Below are 20,435 nucleotides of genomic sequence, written 5' to 3'. Positions count from 1 at the left end.
ATCACGGATTCGGCGAGATCACGTCCGTATCGCGCGTGGTCAGGCTCGGTGGATCCTGATCGAGGACCAATCCGGTCCTTCTTCGATCTGATCGGACAGCGCAGATGGTGAATCCCCGTTGCGGGCTCGGGCAATTCACATGATGCCTGGAAGCCAGAGCGTGACCGCGGGGAAGAGGACCAGAACCGCGATTCTGGCGCAGTCTGCCAGAATGTAGGGCGTGACCCCCCCGTAAATCACTGAAAGCGGGATGTCGGTCCGCATGGATCGGAGTAGCATGACGTTGATGCCGATCGGCGGCGTCAGCATGCCGATGCCGACAAGCGAGACGTTGAGGATTCCCCACCAGACTGCGTCGTATCCCATCGCCAGGATGACTGGGAGAACGAAGGGCAGCGTCACCACGATTGCCGCAACCTCGTCGAAAATGGCGCCGAGGACGATGTAGATGATGACGAGAAGAAAAACGACGGCCACCGGGGGGAGACTCAGATGCTCGATGCCTCCGATGATGTCGCCCGTGATGCCCGTTACGCTTACGAAATATGAAAAGATCATCGCGCCGAATACCATCACGTAGATCATGACCGTCGCTACGCTGGCTTCCGACAGGACGTGAAGGAAGGTCCCGCCGTTGAGCCGTCCCCTGAACAGGGCGAAGAAGAAGGCAAAGACCACGCCAACCGCCGCAGCCTCGTTGACCGTGAAGACACCCGAATAGATGCCGCCGAGGACCACGATCGCGAGTGCGATGGCTCCCCAGGACTTGCCGAGCGCCCTGATCCTCTCTCGAAGAGGGAGCCGTTCCGTGCGGGGCATGGCCGAAGGATTTCTTCGCGCCACGATCGAGATCGCCGTGAGATAGAGAACAACAGACAGGATTGCCGGTACGATCGCCGCCGAAAACAGTTTCAGTACCGACTGCTCGGCCAGCACTGCATAGAGCACCATGATGCTGGAGGGTGGAACGATGATACCGAGCGTACCCCCGGCGGCAACCGATCCAGCAGCGCTTCCCTTCGAATAGCCGCGCTCCAGCATTTCCGGCAGAGCGACCCGGCCGAAGGTCGCAGTCGTCGCCACGCCCGATCCGCACACTGCGCCGAAGCCCGCGCTCGCCACAATCGTCGTCGCCGCCAGTCCTCCCGGCCGGTGACCAACCAGCGCCTGGGCGGACGAGAAGATGTCGCGCGCCAGACCTCCTGCGGTCGCGAGACCGCCCATCAGCATGAAGAGCGGGATGACAGCCAGATCGAGGCTCGACATCGTCGAAGCGGGCTCGGTCGCCAGCAGAGTGAGCGCAGGTCCCGGGCCTGCGATCGCTGCGAAGCCCCCCACCCCGACGACTGCCATCGCGACGCCGATGGGAACGTGCAGGATGATCAGCACGAACATGCCGACGAAACCGATCAATGCGATAGTTGAAGCGTCCATGAGGTCCTGCTCGTGTCAGCGTTCGTCGGACTCGTCCGGCGCAGCAGTCCGTCCCGACCCGGTACCGGTGAAGAGCGCCGCGAGATCGCGGGTCAGATTGGCCGCCTGTACGATTGCCGCGAAGATCAACAGCAGCGTCGATACCGACCACCACGGCCAGACAGGCCATGCGAGCACCCAGGTTTCCCGTCCGCTGCTATAGACGCCCTGGGTGAATGGTACGAACTGCCAGGCCATAAGCGCGATGAAGACCAGAACCACCAAACTCGAGAAGGCAGCGAGAGCCCTGGAGGTCCGCGGGCCAGCCATGGCGCCGAAAATCTCGACCGAGATGTTGTTTCGCTGCGCGAGGTTCGCGGGGATACAGCACGCGATCACGACGCCCATGACGACGGCGCTCACGTCGTTCACGCCATGCAGCGGTGCGGAAAACAACCACCGCATGAGGACATCGAGGGTAGTCATGAGTGCCAACAGGAAGAGACCGGCGAAGCCGATCAGGGCCAGCCAGCGTGTCGCATTGCGCAGCCCGCGATCAATCGAGTTCAACCGGCATCTCCTCCCGACACGATCGAATTCCTTGATCTGGCAGACCAGCCGCGTTGTCGATGACAGCTTTTGCAATGTTGTCCAACTGACGGACAGGCCGACGGCTGCCGGTGTCTTGCGCAGACGGATCGGTGCCATCAAGTCCGTGGCGCCGAGGCAAGGGGCTGAAGCGTCCACCTGATGGACGGCGATCTCTCCGTCGGCGAAATCAACGGACGACCGCGCTAGTCATTCGCTGGTTCGGACCACCCTTGGCGGGAGGATGACCGGCAGCGGCTTGGGATCCATCGCCTGCCGGGCGTCCAACCGTGCCTCGAAGCCGGGTTCGACCATCGATCGCAGGGGATATGCCACATGCTGACCTCACTTGGTTACATCGGGATCAATTCGTCCAAGACCTCCGACTGGGAAGGATTCGCCACCAACCTGCTCGGCATGCAGAAGGTCGATGGCTGCGGATCGTCCCGCCTGTTCCGCATGGACGACCGCAAGCAGCGCCTCGTCGTCACGGGCGAGGGAAACGAGGGGCTGGCTTTCATGGGGTGGGAAGTTGCCTCCCCCGACGATCTCGATGCCCTCGCTGGACGGCTCGAAAATGCAGGGATCGAGGTAACGCAGCATGGCGGAGGCCTCGCGGATCAGCGCCATGTCGCGCGGCTGATCTCGTTGCAGGATCCTGACGGAAACCGCCTCGAGGTCTTTTGTGGCCCGGAGGTCGCGAGCGACCCGTTCGTTCCCGGTCGGCCAATTTCCGGCTTCAAGACCGGAGCGCTTGGCATGGGTCATGCCGTCCTGCATGTGGAAAAGGTCGACCGGCTCCTGGCCTTTTACCGCGATCTCCTCGGGTTCCAGGTGACGGACTACGGCCTGACGCCGTACCCCCTCTACTTCTTCCACATCAACGGGCGCCATCACAGCTTCGCGATGGTGGGATCGGGAAGGAAGGGCATTCACCACTTCATGGTCGAACTGCAGTCCCTGGACGATGTCGGACAAGGATACGACATCGCGCAGCAGGAACAGGATCGGATCGCCTATACGCTCGGCCGTCACTCCAACGACCACATGCTGAGCTTCTACTCCCGAACGCCCTCGGACTTCTTCGTCGAATACGGATGGGGGGCGCAGGTGATCGACCCGAAGATCTGGCAGCCTTTCGAGACACATGAAGGACCCTCGACCTGGGGGCATGAGCGTGTGCATCTGCCGGAGGATTCCGAGGTGCGGCGCAGGATGCGGGAAATGCGGTTCAAGACCGCACGGGACGGCTTCCGCGCCGCAGATCCGGTGCCAAATTGCGCCTGGCTCGACAGCGTCGTTCACCGCGAATAGCCGCGCCTCCCCCGACATCCAAGACGCCAGATGGAGTACCACTCGTGCGCATAGCCTCATACCTGCTGCCGGACGGCACCAGATCATACGGACTGGTTCAGGAAGACCGGCTCGTCGACTCCGGGCCGCGACTGCGCGCCGAATTCGCCGACCTGCGTACCCTCCTGGCCGCTGGTGCAACGAAACGCCTCGATACAGCAGACGGCGGCGAGATGGGCCTGGGGGAGGTGACGCTACTGCCACCCGTTCCCAATCCGGACAAGATCATCTGCATCGGCCTCAACTACATGTCCCATATCCAGGAGACCGGGCGCGACAAGCCGGAACATCCGTCGGTCTTCACGCGCTATCCCTCGACGCTGGTGGGCCACGGGCAGCCGATCGTGCGGCCGAGGGTCTCGGACCACTTCGATTTCGAAGGCGAGCTGGCTGTCGTGATCGGAAGGTCCGGCCGGTCGATTCCGCGGGACGAGACGATGAACCACGTCGCCGGCTACACGTGCCTGAACGACGGATCGATACGCGACTACCAGCGGCATACCACCCAGTTCTGGGCCGGCAAGAACTTCGATCGGTCAGGCGCGACAGGCCCCTGGCTGGTGACGACCGACGACATTCCGGACCCGGCCGCCCTGTCGCTGCAAACGCGGCTGAACGGCGAGGTGATGCAGCAGACGAAGCTGTCCGACCTCGCCTTTTCGATACCGGAGCTGATCGCCTATCTCTCCATCGTCACCGAGCTTCTTCCAGGGGACATAATAGCCACCGGTACGCCAAGCGGCGTCGGCGCTTTCCGAAATCCCAAGGTCTTCATGAAACCGGGCGACCGCATCGAGGTCGGGATCTCCGGCATCGGCGTCCTGGCCAACGACGTCATCGACGAGAGCTGATCAAGCGCGTCGCGTCCCCCTCACCTCACAATCGGCCGCAGCCCTATCGCGGCCGAACTGTCGTCCCCGACCCGTTCTCCCGTTGGAAAGAGGGAAATGCAGCTTCCCGCAAGACAGACCGCGATCGTGATCGAAGAAGCCGGCGGGCCGGAAGTCCTGAAGCCTGCAGACATGGCGGTGCCGGTGCCCACCGCAGGCCAGGTGGTCATCCGCGTGGGGGCCGCCGGCGTCAACAGGCACGACGTGCATCAGCGCGCTGCGGGCCGGCACAGCGATGGTCTGGCTATTCCGGGCCTCGAGGTGTGCGGAACGGTGGTCGCCCTTGGCGACGGGGTTGCGAGGCCCGCCATCGGCGAGCGTGTGATGGCGCTGGTTCAGGGCGGAGGGTACGGCCAGTATGTGGCCGCGCACAGCGCCCTGACCCTGCCGGCTCGGGAGGAGTTTTCCGATGTGGAGGCGGCGGCGCTTCCGGAGGCCTTGTTTACGACCTGGTGGAACTTCTTCGGCCTGATGGCGCTTCAGAAGCACGAGTTCGCGCTGATCCACGGCGGTACCAGCGGCGTGGGACATCTGGCACTCCAGGCAATGTCCGCGCTCGGCTACAAGGTGCTGGCAACCGCCGGTTCCGAGCGGAAGGTGGAAGCCGCGCTGCGTTTCGGTGCGCTGGCGGCCTTTTCCTACTCCGCAGACGATCTCGCTGAACTCGTCATGACGGCGACGGATGGCCGCGGCATCTCCGCCCTCCTCGACATGTCTGCCGGCGCGCATATCCGCCAGGATCTGGAGATGATGGCGCCGGACGGGTGGATCGCGCATCTGTCGGGCGGCGGCGGCGCGGATCTCCAGGTACCGCTGAGGACCATCATGGCCAAGCGGATCAAGCTGACGGGTTCGCTCCTGAGACCCCTGTCCATGGAGCGAAAGGCGATCGTCGCCGCCGGCCTGACGAAGGACGTTCTACCGCTCCTCGGAACGAGGGTTCGTCCGGTCATCGCCGCCGTTTTCGACCTTGCCCAGGCGGGCGAAGCGCACCGGATGATGGAAGCCGGGACACATGTCGGAAAAATCATGCTGCGCGTGGACCAATGATTGGAGGTCAATGATGAAGCTTTACTACTCGCCCGGCGCCTGCTCGATCGGGATACACTTCCTGCTCGAAGAGCTCGCGGTTCCCTATGAAGCCGTCCGGATCGCCATCAAGGATGGGGAACAGTTCAAGCCGGACTACGTCGGCTTGAATCCGAAGTCCAAGGTGCCCGCGCTCGCGCGGGACGACGGAAGCGTCCTGACGGAGTTCGCGGCCATCGCCCACTGGCTCGCGCACTCGTTCCCGGAAAAGGGCCTGGCCCCGTCCGGTCTGGAGAACGCGGTGCGTGCGATCGAGATCATGGATTACGCCGTGGCGACGATCCACATGCAGGGGTTCTCGCGGCTTTTCCGGCCCGCGAAGTTCGCTCCGAGCGAAACCGACCACGTATGGGTTCGGGACACGGGCCGGGAGATCGTGACGAAGGCCTTCGGCGTCGTCTCCCAAAGCCTCGGGGGCAACCGCTTCATCCTTGGCGATCGATTGTCCATGGCCGACAGCAGTCTGTTTTACGTGCTCTTCTGGGCAGTGGACCGGCAGAAACTCGATCTGCCGCGGAACGTGGCCGACTATTACGCGCGCCTGCGTGATCGGCCCTCCTCCCGGAAGGTCTTTCACGACGAGGGCATCGTCTTCGCCTGATCCGGTTCGACCTGGGGCATGTCAAAGGTCGCAGGCGTCCTGGACGGACCGTGGTCGGCGGACATGGTCGCGGCCGTCGCGCGACGCCGGCCGCGTTCGACGTCAGTCGATTCCTTCGGACGAGCCCGGAGCCGCCGTGGCGGGCCGGACCCTGAAACCGAGCGCCGCGCTCAAGGCTTCTTCGAGTTCGGCGACCGCGTCCGACACGGCAACCCGGGACCGCCAGGCGACATGGCCATCCGGGCGAACGAGTACGGCGCCGCTCGCCGTCAATCCGTAGAGATCGAGCCAGCCGACGTCCTGCGGCGTGGGATGTCCCGGCGCGCCGATCTGGTAGGCAGCCCCGCGCAGCCCCATCCGCCCGGTGACGGCTGCGAAGGCATCCGTCCAAGGCCTCCCATCCTGGCCGGCGAGCAAGGTGAAACCGGAATAGTCGAAGAGATCGAGCGAGGACAAGGTCCGGTCGCCATGCGTCAGCCAGACATGCGGCGCGCGGCTGCCCGGACGAGCGGACGGCGTGTACGTCCCGATGGTCAGGGGAACAGGCGGCGTCCCGTCGCCGACGATGATCGCGCTTTCGTAGGCCACGCCCAGGTTCTGACCGGGATAGTCGAAATGCTCCCGCTGCTTGGGTATCTCCAGGGCAAGGCGCTCCCGAACGGCCCGGCCTTCGGGACCTTCGATCTTGCTGGAGACGTTCTCGTCGTTGGCGAGCATCCCGGCGAGGCCAGAACGAGCCATCTTTTCGGCATTGCGCTTACTCTGCTCGACATTGAACGCGCCGACCGGAAGCCGTTCGGGCTCGTAGGTGGATAGAAGTTCACGCGGCGCCGATCCGGAGAGGACATGGCCGATCTTCCAGACCAGGTTGTGAACGTCCGCCACTCCCGTGTTCATTCCCTGGCCGCCCGTCGGCGGCAACGGGTGGCAGGCGTCTCCGGCCAGAAATACGTTGCCGACCTGGAACCGGTCGGCCACGCGGGCCTGCATCCGCCAGGGCATGATGCTCTGGATGTCGATGTCGACATCATCCGCGCCCACAGCCGCGCGGATGATGGCCTCGCATCGCTCCGTGGTGAAATCCGAACGGGATTCCTCCTGTCCATAGGCGAAATTGTACGTCCACCGCGTGCGCCCATCGAGGGAAATGAACACGCCGGTCGTCCTCGCATTGTAGATCCACCACAACAGGTAGGGCCGCTCTCGCAGCCAGCGCGAGAGGTCTGCCTTGAAGTAGACGCCGATCTGCTGCCCCATCGAGCCTCCGGACATTCCGATGCCGAGGGCTTCCCTGACAAAGCTGCGCGCTCCGTCGGCTGCGATCACGAACCTTGCCTCCACCTCGCCCTCACGGTTGTCCCTCGCGGTCCAGCGAAGCCGCACGGCGTCGTCGAGGCGGCTGATCTGCGTGATTTCATGTCCGAAGCGCAGTATGCCGGCCGGCGAATCCCGCTCCAGCGCCTCGCGCAGCACGGGTTCGACTTCGTCCTGCGGACACGATCTCTTCAGGGACGGACTCGAACCCAGTTCCTGCGGCGTTGGCTTTCCGCCCGGCCGTGTCCAGATGACACCGATCTCTTCGCCGGCGAGGCTGGTCATGAATCCGATCCCGGCATGCTGGCGGACGGGAAGCGAGACATTGCCAATCCCGGCTTCGACGCCGATCTGCCGGAAGATCTCCATCGTGCGGGCATTCACGACATGCCCGCGCGGGTGAAACGACGTCGAAGGATTGCGCTCGAGAACAATACTCGAGATTCCCAGTTTCCTGAGAAGATGTGCGGCAGCAAGCCCTACGGGACCGGCCCCGATCACAGCAACGTCCACCGTCTTCCGCTCCACGTTTCTCTCCCGCTCAGTCGGTCAATGGCCATTCAAGAAGTCTGGCGCCAGACTAAGCGGGACAGGAGGTCTCCAGCCAATCGTTCAATGCCTGGTGTCCGCACTACGAACGCGGTCGGTCGGCCCGGCTCTGCGGCAACCGTTCTCGCACCGGGTGGATGACGGTCAAATCTGCTTGCCGGACCAACCGTCGGGCTCTATGTCGACAGATGTCCATTGTGTGGACAAGGGAGGGTAAGATTTCCAGCTCGGGGCAAGTGCGCGCGGTCGAACGCGCCTTTCGGATTCTTCAAGCCGTCAACACGCGAGATGGGGCCAAGGCCGCCGAGATCGCTGCGTCGACCGGCATTCCGCGTCCGACAGTCTACCGCTTGCTCGAAACGATGGAGCAACTCAATTTCATCGTTCAGGATCGGCTCTCGAACAAATGGCGTGTCGCCTTGCATGCCAAGTCGCTCAGTTCCGGATTCCGCGAGGCCGATTGGGTCTGTCAGATCGTGATCCCGGAGATGGTGCGGTTCGGAAAGCGGATCCTGTGGCCCGTCGACCTCATGGTTCTTCAAAACGAACACATGGAGATACGGGAATCGACCTACTACCTCAGTCCCTATGCGCTCGACCGGGGCATGGTCGGCACGCGACTGCCCCTGATCGACACGGCGAGCGGACGTGCCTACCTCGCCTTCGCGTCCGATCTCGAGTCCCGGAACATAACCTCCGGCCTGGAAGTCCTCTACGGTACAAAGATGCCCCTGATGACCCGCGACGGTCCGCTGGATACCGTTCTCGCCCAGTGCAGGGACCTCGGCGTCGGCTTTCGGAAGCAGGGCTTCCGCGCCGATACGATGAGCATCTCTGCGCCCATTTTCCAGAATGGGTCGGTCGTGGCATGCATCACGATCATCTGGCTCAGCAGCGCACTGAAGTTCGACGCCGCGATCGAGTTGTATCGCGATGATCTGCTTTCCATGACAACGCGGCTATCGCAGGAGATCGCCCGGCTGCGCACGGACGAGGTACTTTTTCCTGAACGGCGAGACGTGCGGTCTACCGGCTCCGGATCCTGAAGTTCATTCCGTCCTGGCCAGCCCCGATTTCACGCGGCGCAGCGGGATCGATGACTCGATCGATGCGACGCCGCGTACCTTCGTCAGGCGGCCGACGAGAAACCGCTCGAACTCGTGCAGGTCTCTGGTAGCGACTCTCAGCAGGTAGTCGCGATTGCCGGTCATCAGCCAGCAATCAACGACCTCCCGGAACTGCCGGATCGCCGTTTCGAAGGTCTCAAGGGCGTCATCGACCTGCTTGTCCAGCTTGACCGACACGAAGACCGACACGCCGAAGCCCAAGGCGGCCTCGTCGATGAGCGCGGCGTATCCGACGATGATGCCGTCATCCTCGAGGCGCCGGACCCGCCTCGCGACGGGTGTCGGGCTCAAGCCCGCAGCATCGCTCAGTTGAGCGGTCGTCACTCGCCCATTTCGGCTCATTTCCTGGACGATACGCCTATCGATCGCGTCTAGATTGGTCATTTCCGCTTTCGAAATCCATCTTGTTAGCTGATGTCCCCATCCTGATAGCGCAATCGATCGAATGAGGCGAGATATCGCTTTCCGGGCACTGCTATCCTCGCGAAGAGCAGGAGAGGCGACCGATGTCCATCAAGCACCTGAAGACCGTCGAGCAACGGCTGCTCTGGCTCTCGCATTGGATGATCCATCACGCCAACCACGTGAGACCGAAAGTCGACGGGATCAAGATCGGTGGACACCAGGCCTCATCGGCCTCGATGGTCTCGATCATGACCGCGCTGTATTTCTCCGCCCTTCGCCCGGAGGATCGCGTCGCGGTCAAGCCGCACGCATCGCCGCTGTTTCACGCCATGCAGTATCTGATGGGCAATCAGTCGATCGAGAAGCTGAAGGCTTTCAGAGGCTTCGGAGGCGCCCAGTCCTACCCGAGCCGGACCAAGGACATCGATGACGTGGATTTCTCGACCGGCTCGGTCGGGCTCGGCATCGCCATCACGTCCTTCGCCTCGATCGTACAGGATTTCATCTTGGCGAAGGAGTGGGGTCCGGATCGGCCCGCTGGACGCATGATCGCGCTGGCGGGCGACGCCGAACTCGACGAGGGCAACGTCTACGAATGCCTCCAGGAATCCTGGAAGAACGATCTTCGCAACTGCTGGTGGATCATCGACTATAATCGCCAGTCGCTCGACGGGATCGTCAGGGAAGGGCTCTGGCAGCGCATCGAGAAAATCTTCGAGGCCTTCGGATGGGACATCGTCCGCGTCAAGTACGGCGCATTGCAGCGTGCGGCGTTCCAGGAGCCGGGTGGGGAGAGGCTCCGCGCCTGGATCGACGACTGTCCCAACCAGGACTATTCGGCGCTCACCTTTCAGGGTGGAGCCGTCTGGCGTCAGAGGCTGATGAACGACCTTGGCGACCAGGGCGACGTCAGCGCACTGATCGATCGCCGGAGCGATGGGCAGCTCGCGGCCTTGATGGAGAACCTCGGGGGCAACTGCGTCCAGTCCATGGCGGAAGCCTTCGCCGGGGTGCAGGGCGACAGGCCAACCTGCTTCCTCGCCTACACGATCAAGGGGTGGGGCACGCCGATCGCCGGACACAAGGACAATCATGGCGGGCTGATGACGAGCGCGCAGATGGCGCAGTGGCAGGAACACATGCGCGTGCCCGAGGGGCAGGAATTGGTGGCCTGCTGCCGGTTTCGTGGACACCGAGATAAGGTGTTTAACGGAACTGGAGAGTGGGAATGCAACGAAGGAAGTTCAGCCGCGAGTTCAAGCTCGAGGCGGTTAGGCTGGTGAGGGATCGGGGCGTTGCTGTTGCCCAGGCTGCCCGCGATCTGGATCTCCATGAGAATGTGTTGCGCAAATGGGTGCGCGAGCTGTCGACCGATCCGCAGCATGCCTTTCCCGGCCATGGGCAGATGAAGCCGGAGCAGCAGGAGATTGACCGGCTGCGCAAGGAAGTGGCGAAGCTGAAGGCGGAGCGCGACATCCTAAAAAAGGCCGCAGCCTACTTCGCGAGGGAAGTGACATGAGGTTCGCTTTCATCGCGAAGCACCGGAACGTCTGGCCGGTGGCATGGCTGTGCGAGGCGCTGGATGTCTCCCGCTCGGGCTTCCATGCCTGGCTCAAACGCAGCCCCAGCGCTCGCGCTCGGGACGATGAGGTTCTCATCTCCCGGATCGACCGCAGCTTCAAGAACAGCGACCGCACCTATGGCGCCCGGCGGGTCTGGCGCGACGTTCTGGCCGAGGGTCTTTCCTGTGGCCTTCATCGTGTCGAGCGGCTCATGCGGGAGAACGGGTTGCGTGCCCGGCCGCGGCGCCGTGGGTTGCCAAAGGACACCGGCGAGCGAGCAACAGTGTCCGGCAACCTCCTCGACCGCGCCTTCGAAGCGTCGGCGCCGAACCAGAAGTGGGTAGCCGACTTCACCTACATCTGGACCGCCGAAGGATGGCTCTACGTTGCCGCCGTCGTCGACCTCTTCTCTCGGCGCGTCGTCGGCTGGGCGATGAAGGCGGAGATGACGGCGCAGCTCGTCACAGACGCCCTCATCATGGCGATCTGGCGCCGAGGCAAGCCGGACAGCCTGCTGCACCACTCCGACCAGGGATCGCAATACACCAGCGAGCAGTTCCAGCGCCTGATGGCCGACCACGGCATCACGTGTTCGATGAGCCGGTCGGGTAACGTCTGGGACAATGCTGCGATGGAAAGCTTCTTCTCGTCGCTGAAAACCGAGCGCACGGCACGCAAGGTCTACAGGACGAGAGATGACGCCAGGGCCGACGTGTTCGACTACATCGAGCGCTTCTACAACCCTCGGCGACGGCACTCGACACTGGGATACCTGAGCCCCGTCGAGTTCGAGGAACAAGCTATGTTAGCTTAACCTCGTGTCCGAAAAACCGGCAGCAGGCCACGCCGAGCCACTTGATGCACGGCGCGACGCCTTCGAAACCGCTGTCGTATCTGCCTGTGAGCGAGCCCGGATACCCCTGCTGGCGCTGTGCCGGGGCGCCCAGTTGGTCTGCGGTCTCTCGGGTGGTCGATTAACAAGACAAATCTCAAGCGACAACGACCACGGAGGCGGCACGGAAACCTTCCACACGGTTCAGCTACGCCCCGGCAGCCGGGTCTGGACCGCGTTCGCGCACGCCGAGCAGATTGAGGTGCTGTCTCGCCACGCGGTTTTCATCGGTACGTTGGGACGTTCGCTCGATGTGACCGCCTGGGCGGCGGACGGGACGATCGAGGCCTTCGAGGCGCGCGAATGGCCATGTTTAGGGGCAATTTGGCACGCTGAATGGGCGGGGCCTGATCGGGCGCCGGACCTAGCGCTCTTCAGGTGGTTGGTTGCAACAGCCAAGAGGCGAGCGCAATGACACAGGCCATTCTTCTGGGCGCGGGGCGCGGATCAAGGCTCGACGCCGAGCGGGGTGCGGGACCGAAGTGGATGCTCGAGGTTGAGGGGCAACCACTCGCGCAGCATCTCGTCAACGTCCTCCATGCGCATGACGTTACCAATATCCTCTTGGTGCGGGGCGCACTCGGCGGGACCGTGCTCAGTCCGTCCGTTGCCTACGCCGATGTCCTCGATTCTCCGAATATGCTGCACACAATGCAGCAGGTCCGGCACGCCGTGCGCGACGATGTCATCATCGCATACTGCGACCTTCTACTGGAGCCGCGTGTGGTTCGCCAATTGCTCAAGGATTCATCCGACGCTGCCGTTGTCGTCGATCGAAACTGGGCATCCTTGTTCGCCCTGCGGGAGGACGACCCGATCTCGATCGCCGAGAGCTGCCAGATTGTTGATGGTCGCCTTACAGAGATCGGACAGCCCTTGGTCGAGGGGCGATGGCCCGAAGCCCAATACGTGGGCCTCATGCGGTTCTCGCAGAAGGGGTTTCGCGAACTGATGACCCTCTACGACGAACTCGAAGTCACCACGGCCGGTCAGTCCTGGCGCAACGCCAAGAGCTTCTCAGCGGCGTACATCACCGACTTCCTGCAGGCGGCGATCGATCACGGCATTCCGCTGACGGCTGTCACAATTGAGGGCGGCTGGCTCGAGTTCGACACGCCTCGTGACCTAGCGCTCGCGCGGCGACTCCCGAGTGAGCCAAAGCCGCTCATCTTCGACCCTGCGACGTTGCCGTCGCACCCAAGCGTTCTGTCGGCCGGCGGAGTGGCCGTACGTGGCCTAGGTGCCAGCCGCGAGGTTCTGCTTGTGGGGTCTGGCGAGGCCGGGGGGTGGCGAGTTCCAAAGGGTATGCTTGAGAGCGGGGAAGCCGTCGAGGTCGCGGCCCGGCGCGAGGTCCAAGAGGAAACCGGCGTTCCGGTCGCGATAGACGGCTCCGCTCAATGTGAGGAGTGGAGCTACGAGTACGGCGGTCGACGTTGGCGCGAGCGCTGCTTTTTCTATCCGATGGCAGCGCTGGAGGATGCGACGCCGACACCGGACGGCGAGCACTCCGTCGCAGCCTGGGTCTCAGGTTCCGTCGCCCTCGCCGGCATGCGCTTTCCGGAGGAGCGCCGCGTCGTCGAGCGGGTGTTGTCATGACAACGCTTGAAGAGGCACTCGTGGTCGCGCCCGCTTCAGAGCGAATGGCCGCCGCGCGATCCAAGCGGGGTCGCGCGCAGACTGCGTTGGCCCATGCGGCGGCGGCGGGTCTGCCGGTCAAAGGGCTCCTGAAGATCGAGCGCCATGACCTCTTGGGTTCTGCTGTGGAGGTCGCTGATCGGCTCGCATCGCGGGTTGCTCGCGAGGACCCCTGGCGAGAGTTCGAGACTGCCGATCGCTGCTTTGGATTGTCGCCCAGTCTCGCATTATCTAGTCACAGCCACGGTAGCGACAATGGCGAGACGCTGCTCCGACTGACCACGGGTCATCAGGCCGGGCGTCGGCTTGCGGATGATGTCGTGAGGGTAATCCTCCCAGTTGATGCGGCTCTCGAGGGTGTTTCAATGACACTACGGCCGGCCGCTTGGCTAGCCCTTGGGTTCGAGGTCCTAACAATCTTCCACCGGCCCGGGCGCGCCGTGGCTTGGGGGCGTATGGCCAACGTCGGTGGCGCGCTGCAGTTCGGCGTTGTCGTGCCTGAGCCGGCGGAGCGGCTGGGCGCTAGCCTAGCCGCGCTCTGGCCATTTGCCTTCGAGGCGCAACTGGCCCTCCGCGACGGTGGGGCCTGGCTCGTCAAGGCAAGCCTATCGACCGAAAGCGCACGCACCAATGCGCGGGCGCTAGCCAGCCACCCGTATCCATCGGGTGCTGTCGAATTGGTCGCGAATTGTGCGCCGCACACAGCCGGTGCGCTCGTTGTCGCTGGCGAGCCACTGTCCAACGGTCAAGCTCAGGGCGACCGTTGGGCGAGCGGACCTTTAGCGACAACCCTTGAGACCGCCGTCCAGTTCGCAGAAGCCGGAAGGCCGCCGATCCTTGTGCTAGACAAACTGCTGCCGTCTCAAGGCGGGCTCCTCGGCGCGCTGGCTGGGCTCGGTCTGCGGCAAGACGGTCCGGCGTCCCACATAACGGTGCTGGCGCGTACGTCGGGCCTCCCAGTCCTTTCGCGAATGACGTCCGCAGCGCCAACTTGGCCGGTAGACGGAACGGTGGTTACGCTCGCCGAGGCGCAGCGCGTCCTGGTCCTTGGCGAGGTCCATCCAATGGCGTCACCTGCGAGCATTGTGGCCTCCAGCCTCGCAAGCGGCGGCAGCCCGGTCTCAATCACCGCGACAAAGCCTTGTCCAGTACGCGCCCCGATCGGACTCTGCCGATCCGAGATGCAGATCCTTGCATCGTCGGAAGCACCTTCGTTCATTGCCTACCTAGCTGCTATCGCTGAAGGGCGTCGTCCCGAACTTCCAGGGAATGTAGCAACGCGACTGGAAACGTCACTGGAGCAGTTGCTGAGCGCGTCGGACGGCACCTTCTTGAACTACCGGCTTATGGACGCTGATCTCGGTGAGGTGCTCGCTGGTACTAGCGTCAGCGGCGCGACGTCCCTGCGAGGCGTGCGCGGACCGCGATGGGCTCTGGAGAGCGGCTTCTACGCCTGGCAAATTGAAATGGCTGTGTGCGTGGCGGAAAGGCAGCGCATGGCAAGAAGGCGGGTTGACCTTGCCCTAACACTCCCCTCCGCCTTTGACCTTGCCGAAGTGCGAGCAACGCGACGACTGTTCGACGCGGCGCTCGAGGCCCATCCGCAGGCGAGGCGCTTACTACGCTTCGGCGTAATGATCGAAACGCCAAGGCTCTGCGCCCAGGCCGAGCAACTCCGGACCCTCGCAGAGGTGTTTTGTTTTGGCCTCAATGACCTGACCGCCCTGTTGCATGGCCTCGAACGCAATGCATGGGCGAAGCTCGAGGCGTTTTATGCCGCGAACGGCTTAGCGGCTGCCGATCCGTTCTCGGAACTCGACCCGATCGCTGTTGAGCCCCTCGTGCTCCACACGATCGAGAAGCTTCGTCGCAGCGGTGCCGTTGGCCCCATGTTCCTATGCGGCGAACCCGCCAACAGCCGTTCTGCGCACGAACTAGCCGCCGGGAGCCAAAATCTGTTCGTCTCCGTTTCAGAGGGGGATTGGCCCTCCGCAGTATTGTCATGCGCCCGCGAGCGATTCCGCGCAGAGGGCGCACCGGCTCTGGCTGCGGATTGCTGCGTGGAGCGTACCGGGCGATTTTCGCGACGCGCCGCAGCAGCCGCGCGCGCCGGCGACACTGGCCTTGCTGCCAAGCTCGCACTGGAATGGCTGTCGGGTGCCGCGCCACTCGCGAGCGACGACGCGACGCGGAACTGGAAGGTTCTGAAGAAGTGGCTGGTCGCCGCCATGTTCGGGGAGTTGCACGGGCGCTTCGTCGCACCCGGTTGGGATCCCGCCGACGTCGCAGCCTATGCTTCCGAACTCCTTGGGGGCTCAGCCACCATCCGGATATCGGCCTTCCCGAGTGGAATATCCTGCCATGCACGGAGCGAGGTGTTCGAGCACAGCTGGAACAAGGAGGAGTTGATCGGATACCTAGACGGCTTCGATCGTGCGGCTGCGCTGCATGTGTTTCCGCAGCAGCACGCCGATCAGTTATGCTTCCGCGCCGTGTTCACATCCGAAGAGATCGTCGTCGAGGCTGGTTGGGGGCAGGCGATGTACGTCTTCGAGGCGGAGCGCGGTAAGCATTCGATCGTGACAGCGAGAGCCGCTATCGAAGGCCCCTTCCAGATTGACGAGTCTGCAGGTGACCTCCGCGTGAGAAGGGGGTTGCAGGCCCTTATTGCCGCGAAAGATCATTGGCTTCACGGCGTCGCTCGGAGTGGCCCTGCCCTGTTGGGCCTAGAGCATTTCGCGATCGAGGCCTATTTTGATCCGCGCGAGCCCGACCGAGTGGCCGTAGTCGACATGGACCTGCCTTTGGACGTCGCGTGGAACACAGGCGCAACGTCACAGTTTGCCTCACTCGGCGTGTCTGCTTCTAAGTCATCGTAGCGATCGTCCAAATGGCTCAATTGAGGGTCGGGTGCGGCACGGCAGCTTACCGCTGGTCGATCGCCAGAACCGGACCGTCCGGAGACGGCCTCAGCAGACAACGATTGCCAGAGACCTCGCCAATGACTCCAAATCGCGCTGCGTTCTTCGTATGATTGCCACTGCTTCTTCATAGCCCCTCTGAAGCCGTCGAGACACGCGGCTGCGGAGTTCGTCGTCCAGGAGGAGGCGTTGTCGAAGTGCGACTTCATCGAAGTAGAGTAATGACACAAATCCGAATTGCGCCTCGATGTCAATCGGCGCGCAAAGTTGACCCCGGATCGGCGTCCAATATTGACCCCCTCGTAGTGCGCGACGGTGAGCGCCCGACCGGGTGGAGCTGGTCTGGGTTGCGCAGCCCGGTCGGGCGTGTCGGAGAGGCTTTCCGGCTTTAGCTTTGAGTGCGGTTCTTGAAGCGCCAGGATTCGTTGCCGGTCTCGATGATCTCGCAGTGGTGGGTGAGGCGGTCGAGCAGAGCGGTGGTCATCTTGGCGTCGCCAAAGACGGCAGGCCATTCCCCGAAGGCGAGGTTGGTGGTCACGATGATGGAGGTCCGCTCGTAGAGCCGGCTGATCAGGTGGAAGAGGAGCTGGCCGCCCGCCTGGGCGAAGGGGAGATAGCCGAGTTCGTCGAGCACAACGAAGTCGAGCCGGGTGAGGTAGTCGGCGATGCGTCCCTGCTTGCCGGAGCGGTGCTCGGTCTCCAGCCGGTTGACCAGATCGACGACGTTGAAGAAGCGGCCGCGGGCGCCACTGCGTATGAGGGCGCGGGCGATCGCGATGGCCAGATGCGACTTGCCCGTGCCGGTGCCGCCGATGAGCACGGCGTTGCGCTGGTCGGCGACGAAGGCGCCGGTGGCGAGGTCGCGCACGAGCGTCTCGTTGACGGGCGTGCCGGCGAAGTCGAAGTCGTCGATGTCCTTGGCCAGCGGCAGCTTGGCGACGGTGAGCTGGTACTTGATGGAGCGCGCCTGCTTCTCGGCGATCTCGACCGACAGCAGATCGCCGACGACCCTCGGCGGCTCGTGCTGACGCTTGATGGCGGTCGTCATGATCTCATCGTAGGCGCTGCGCATGCCGTAGAGCTTCAGCGTTCCCATCAGGTCCAGAACCTGGGTGCGTTCCATCAGCTTGCCCTCCTGAGGCTGTCGTAACGGGCGCAGTCGGCCTGCGGCTCGATCGCCAAGCGCAGCGCGTCGGGTGTGAGGATGGTCACGGCCGGCGCCGGATCGCGCCGGCGGGCCAGGATGTTGAGAATGACGGCGGACGAGCAGACGTTCTCGGCAAGCGCCTGCTGGCAGGCGATCTCGACGGCATCGAGCCCATCCGACAGCACCGCCGTCAGGATCGACACCATCTGCCGGTCGCCGTCGTCGGCAGCCTTCAGCCGGCGCCTGACCCGCTCCATCGCCGATGGCAGTTCCCAGCCCTGGAACGGCGCACCGTTGCGCAGCGCGCCGGGCTTGCGCGCCAGCACAGGGACGTAGTGCCACGGATCGTAGACCGTCTGGTTGCGACCGAACGAACGGGCATGCTCGCCCACGATCGTGCCGTCCTGGCGCACGACGATGCGATCGGCATAGGCCTGGATCTCGACTGGGCGGCCGACTGCGGTCGAGAGCACCGAGTATTTGTTGTTGTCGAACCGCACGGTGCAGGTCTTCGTGACCGAGGCGGGAACCGTGTGGAAGCCGTCGAAACGGCCGCGATACTCGACCAGCTTGCCGCGCTCCTCCTCGAACACGTCCCAGATGGTGCGCTCCGGCTGGTCGACATGGCGATGGGCCTTGGCGTAGGCCACGCACTTGTCGAGCAACCAGGCGTTCAGCTCCTCGTAGCTCCTGAAGCGCAGCCGAGGCGTGAAGAAGCGCTCCCTCACCAGGCCAACTTGGTTCTCGACCTGCCCCTTCTCCCAGCCCGAGGCCGGCGTGCAGGCAACCGGCTGGACCAGATAGTGGCTGCACATCTGCAGGAAGCGACGGTTGTACTGCCGCTCCTTGCCGACGAAGACCGTCTCCACCGCCGTCTTCATGTTGTCGTAGATGCCGCGCGTGCAGGCGCCGCCGAAGAAGGCGAAGGCCCGGTCGTGGGCGTCGAACACCATCTCCTGCGTCTCGCGCGGATAGGCCCGCACGAACATCATGCGGCTGTGGCAGAGCCGGACGTGGGCGACCTTCACGGTCACCGTCACGCCGGCGAGCAGGACGATCTCGTGGCTCCAGTCGAACTGGTAGGCTTCGCCCGGCGCGAAGAGCAGCGGCACGTAGGCCTCGGCCGTCGCCGATCCTCTCGTCTTCGCCCAGCTCTTCGCATACCGGCGCACCGCGTCGTAGCCGCCCTCATAACCAAGCGCGCGCAGTTCCTCATAGATCCGGATCAGCGTCAGTTGCTCGCGCGCCGCCTTGCCGAGATTGCCGTTCAGGAGCCCGTCGAGCTGATCCTTCCACGGTCCGATCTTCGGCTTCGGTTGCAGCTCGCGCTCGTAGGAGAACGAGGTCTCGTCGGACCTGAGGATCTTGCGGACCGTGTTGCGCGACACGTGCAGCTCGCGGCAGATCCGCTTGAGCGACCACCCCTGCACATGAAAGGCACGCCGAACCCGGGCAATCGTGTCCACTGTCTTCATCCCCTCTCCACCCGCTCGCCAAAACGAACGGATGGTCGCAGATCGACTTCACGAGGGGGGTCAAAATTGGACGCCGATCCTCCCGTCTAGGGGGTCAAAATTGCATGCCGATTCACATCTGCGACATCAGGTTGTCCAGGGTAACGCGACGAGAATTTGCGGAGCGGACGATTTCTCGCCCCTCTTCCATAAAGCCTTCTCCGAACGCCTGAGCCCGGTGAGTAGGCTTGACGCGAGGGAAAAGTTCGCCCCAAACCTCGGGTCCAAATCGGTTGAGTTCTTCGACGCGCCGCGGCGCGTCCCCTTCTTCGCGGGGCTTGTAGGCAATGCGATTGAGGGGAGCTAGGATCGGCTCGAGCAGATCACCGGCGAAATCCCTTCTCCCGCTGGAAGTACCCGCAATCTCTCCGCAAGCGCCTGCTACCACCCGAAGCACCTGATATCCCAGCGCGAGGTATACTTTTCTTGTCGCTGCGGCGACGGCTGTGCGCTCAGGTCGGCCGCGAGGCGGGGTGTCCAGTGCTACCCCGGCGTGAAACGCGATGGGAATGCATTTCCCCTGCTGCATCTGCTCGAGATCCTTGAGTGGCAAGTGTATGTGTGCCCTTTCGAGCCGCTCCTGAGGGAAAACGATCGGCAGCCACCCCCAGAAAAACTGTTTCGACGAGCAGGCCTCTGCTATGCGCGCGGACAGGTCCATCTCTTCCCGAAAAGTGGCGATGACAGCTGCGTCTCCACCACGTTCGACCAGTTCGATCGCGCGCGGAACTGACATCATGCACTTGAATAGATGAGAATCGGTGAAATGATAGAAGAAGCTTTCGGCGTCAGGTTCAACCGCTGGTTCTTCGGAGAGGATTGTTGCGAAAGGAGGCCTCATTTTTGGGAACCTATTTTCTCTAGAGAACATACTCGGAAAGATTGCTGACAGTGCTCAGGCTCTGCCGCGTGGCCTTAGCTAGAGGGATTGGCGTTAACACTGCATGGAGATTTGCAGTGAAGCCAACGCGGCCGAGTTTACGGAACGTGAGCACCTCGGTGGCAGCCTCCGCGCTTCCTGCTTCATGGGAACTCGGTGGCTACCGACAACGAGTAAGCGGCGGCAACCTAGCCGCCGCCGCATTGTTCGACATGCGCTCTCAGGTCTTCGGCGGCTTCTTGTTCTCGTTGAGCTGAAGCAGCCGAAAGCTGGGGTTGGCATCGATCTCGTAGATGATCCGCTGCCGATTGCCGGCAGTGGGCAACACTCTCCGCGTCACAATCAAGGGTTCGGGTTCAGGCTTCTTCGTCATATCAACCTCCGTGTTTGGCAATGACGCGTAAGCCTGACGCAAATCTCCAAGGCTCGAGTCACATTTAAATCGGCAAGGCCCTTCTTCTAGCAAAATCAGACGCTTGTACCGCTTTCCCATTTAAATGCGACTCGTCATCGCGAGACAACAGCAATACGGTTCGGATGCCGAAGCGCCGAACC

General features: G+C 63.2%; 16 protein-coding genes and 3 pseudogenes. 11 read left to right on the top strand and 8 right to left on the bottom strand.

What is annotated here, in order from left to right; all coding sequences use genetic code 11:
* Nucleotides 1-135: 135 nt before the first annotated feature.
* Together IAI54_RS25530 and IAI54_RS25525 are read right to left on the bottom strand one after the other, a co-directional pair.
* Nucleotides 136-1,434, bottom strand: a complete 1,299-nt coding sequence (locus IAI54_RS25530; protein WP_187969849.1) for a TRAP transporter large permease — start codon at nucleotides 1,432-1,434, stop codon at nucleotides 136-138.
* Between the two features lie 15 nt (nucleotides 1,435-1,449).
* Nucleotides 1,450-2,121, bottom strand: a complete 672-nt coding sequence (locus IAI54_RS25525) for a TRAP transporter small permease (RefSeq protein ID WP_235679452.1) — start codon at nucleotides 2,119-2,121, stop codon at nucleotides 1,450-1,452.
* A 216-nt stretch (nucleotides 2,122-2,337) separates the two neighbouring features.
* Here IAI54_RS25525 and IAI54_RS25520 point away from each other — a divergent pair, with 216 nt between their 5' ends.
* The 4 genes from IAI54_RS25520 (at nucleotide 2,338) to IAI54_RS25505 (ending at nucleotide 5,934) form a co-directional block, all read left to right on the top strand.
* Nucleotides 2,338-3,315, top strand: a complete 978-nt coding sequence (locus tag IAI54_RS25520; RefSeq protein ID WP_187969848.1) for a VOC family protein — start codon at nucleotides 2,338-2,340, stop codon at nucleotides 3,313-3,315.
* A 44-nt stretch (nucleotides 3,316-3,359) separates the two neighbouring features.
* The gene (locus tag IAI54_RS25515) at nucleotides 3,360-4,205 is read left to right on the top strand and encodes a fumarylacetoacetate hydrolase family protein (protein WP_187969847.1); all 846 of its coding nucleotides are present in this window, start codon (nucleotides 3,360-3,362) and stop codon (nucleotides 4,203-4,205) included.
* A gap of 96 nt (nucleotides 4,206-4,301) precedes the next feature.
* Nucleotides 4,302-5,294 (top strand): NAD(P)H-quinone oxidoreductase, encoded by a 993-nt coding sequence (locus tag IAI54_RS25510; RefSeq protein WP_187969846.1) that lies wholly within the window; start codon nucleotides 4,302-4,304, stop codon nucleotides 5,292-5,294.
* Entirely contained in the window at nucleotides 5,260-5,934 is a 675-nt protein-coding gene (locus IAI54_RS25505) for a glutathione S-transferase family protein (RefSeq protein ID WP_210321174.1), read from the top strand. Before IAI54_RS25510 ends, IAI54_RS25505 begins: the two co-directional genes overlap by 35 nt.
* A gap of 102 nt (nucleotides 5,935-6,036) precedes the next feature.
* On the opposite strand, the gene IAI54_RS25500 is transcribed toward IAI54_RS25505, so the two are convergent.
* Nucleotides 6,037-7,776, bottom strand: coding sequence for an FAD-dependent monooxygenase (locus IAI54_RS25500; RefSeq protein ID WP_187969845.1), 1,740 nt, complete (start codon nucleotides 7,774-7,776; stop codon nucleotides 6,037-6,039).
* Between the two features lie 209 nt (nucleotides 7,777-7,985).
* On the opposite strand from IAI54_RS25500, the gene IAI54_RS25495 reads away from it, so the two are divergent.
* Entirely contained in the window at nucleotides 7,986-8,843 is an 858-nt protein-coding gene (locus tag IAI54_RS25495; RefSeq protein WP_187969844.1) for a helix-turn-helix domain-containing protein, read from the top strand.
* A gap of 3 nt (nucleotides 8,844-8,846) precedes the next feature.
* On the opposite strand, the gene IAI54_RS25490 is transcribed toward IAI54_RS25495, so the two are convergent.
* Nucleotides 8,847-9,308 (bottom strand): Lrp/AsnC family transcriptional regulator, encoded by a 462-nt coding sequence (locus tag IAI54_RS25490; protein WP_187969843.1) that lies wholly within the window; start codon nucleotides 9,306-9,308, stop codon nucleotides 8,847-8,849.
* A 122-nt stretch (nucleotides 9,309-9,430) separates the two neighbouring features.
* Here IAI54_RS25490 and IAI54_RS25485 point away from each other — a divergent pair.
* From IAI54_RS25485 to IAI54_RS29345, 6 genes and pseudogenes are all read left to right on the top strand, one after another.
* A pseudogene (locus tag IAI54_RS25485) lies at nucleotides 9,431-10,492 on the top strand (thiamine pyrophosphate-dependent enzyme); the annotation flags it as partial.
* Between the two features lie 65 nt (nucleotides 10,493-10,557).
* Nucleotides 10,558-11,705 (top strand): IS3 family transposase gene (locus tag IAI54_RS25480; RefSeq protein WP_187969239.1). Its coding sequence is split into 2 segments (ribosomal slippage): nucleotides 10,558-10,807 and nucleotides 10,807-11,705, totalling 1,149 coding nucleotides; the frame shifts between segments, so codons are not numbered across the junction.
* Between the two features lie 4 nt (nucleotides 11,706-11,709).
* The gene (locus IAI54_RS29350; RefSeq protein WP_187969842.1) at nucleotides 11,710-12,198 is read left to right on the top strand and encodes a gamma-glutamyl-gamma-aminobutyrate hydrolase family protein; all 489 of its coding nucleotides are present in this window, start codon (nucleotides 11,710-11,712) and stop codon (nucleotides 12,196-12,198) included.
* A complete protein-coding gene (locus IAI54_RS25470; RefSeq protein ID WP_187969841.1) occupies nucleotides 12,195-13,379 on the top strand; it encodes an NUDIX domain-containing protein in 1,185 nt (394 codons plus the stop codon). The genes IAI54_RS29350 and IAI54_RS25470 overlap by 4 nt, the downstream gene beginning before the upstream one ends.
* A pseudogene (locus tag IAI54_RS29375) lies at nucleotides 13,376-14,347 on the top strand (hypothetical protein); the annotation flags it as partial. The gene IAI54_RS25470 and the pseudogene IAI54_RS29375, both read left to right, overlap by 4 nt.
* Nucleotides 14,348-14,599: 252 nt before the next feature.
* Nucleotides 14,600-16,297 carry a putative PEP-binding protein gene (locus tag IAI54_RS29345; RefSeq protein WP_235679172.1) on the top strand — a complete coding sequence of 566 codons (1,698 nt, stop codon included), beginning with the start codon at nucleotides 14,600-14,602 and terminating at the stop codon, nucleotides 16,295-16,297.
* A 430-nt stretch (nucleotides 16,298-16,727) separates the two neighbouring features.
* On the opposite strand, the gene istB is transcribed toward IAI54_RS29345, so the two are convergent.
* The 4 genes and pseudogenes from istB to IAI54_RS25445 form a co-directional block, all read right to left on the bottom strand.
* Nucleotides 16,728-17,462: an IS21-like element helper ATPase IstB gene (gene istB, locus IAI54_RS25460; RefSeq protein ID WP_187969608.1), complete on the bottom strand. Its 735-nt coding sequence runs from the start codon at nucleotides 17,460-17,462 to the stop codon at nucleotides 16,728-16,730.
* Nucleotides 17,392-18,961: pseudogene (gene istA / locus IAI54_RS25455) on the bottom strand (IS21 family transposase). The gene istB and the pseudogene istA overlap by 71 nt, the downstream one beginning before the upstream one ends.
* Nucleotides 18,962-19,073: 112 nt before the next feature.
* Complete coding sequence (locus IAI54_RS25450) at nucleotides 19,074-19,841, bottom strand: hypothetical protein (RefSeq protein WP_187969839.1); 768 nt, start codon at nucleotides 19,839-19,841, stop codon at nucleotides 19,074-19,076.
* A gap of 259 nt (nucleotides 19,842-20,100) precedes the next feature.
* Nucleotides 20,101-20,253, bottom strand: coding sequence for a hypothetical protein (locus tag IAI54_RS25445; protein ID WP_187969838.1), 153 nt, complete (start codon nucleotides 20,251-20,253; stop codon nucleotides 20,101-20,103).
* Nucleotides 20,254-20,435 lie beyond the last annotated feature (182 nt).

The sequence above is a fragment of the Aquibium microcysteis genome (assembly GCF_014495845.1).
In the GTDB taxonomy this organism is placed as follows: domain Bacteria; phylum Pseudomonadota; class Alphaproteobacteria; order Rhizobiales; family Rhizobiaceae; genus Aquibium; species Aquibium microcysteis.
This window is presented reverse-complemented; position numbering and strand designations above follow the sequence as displayed.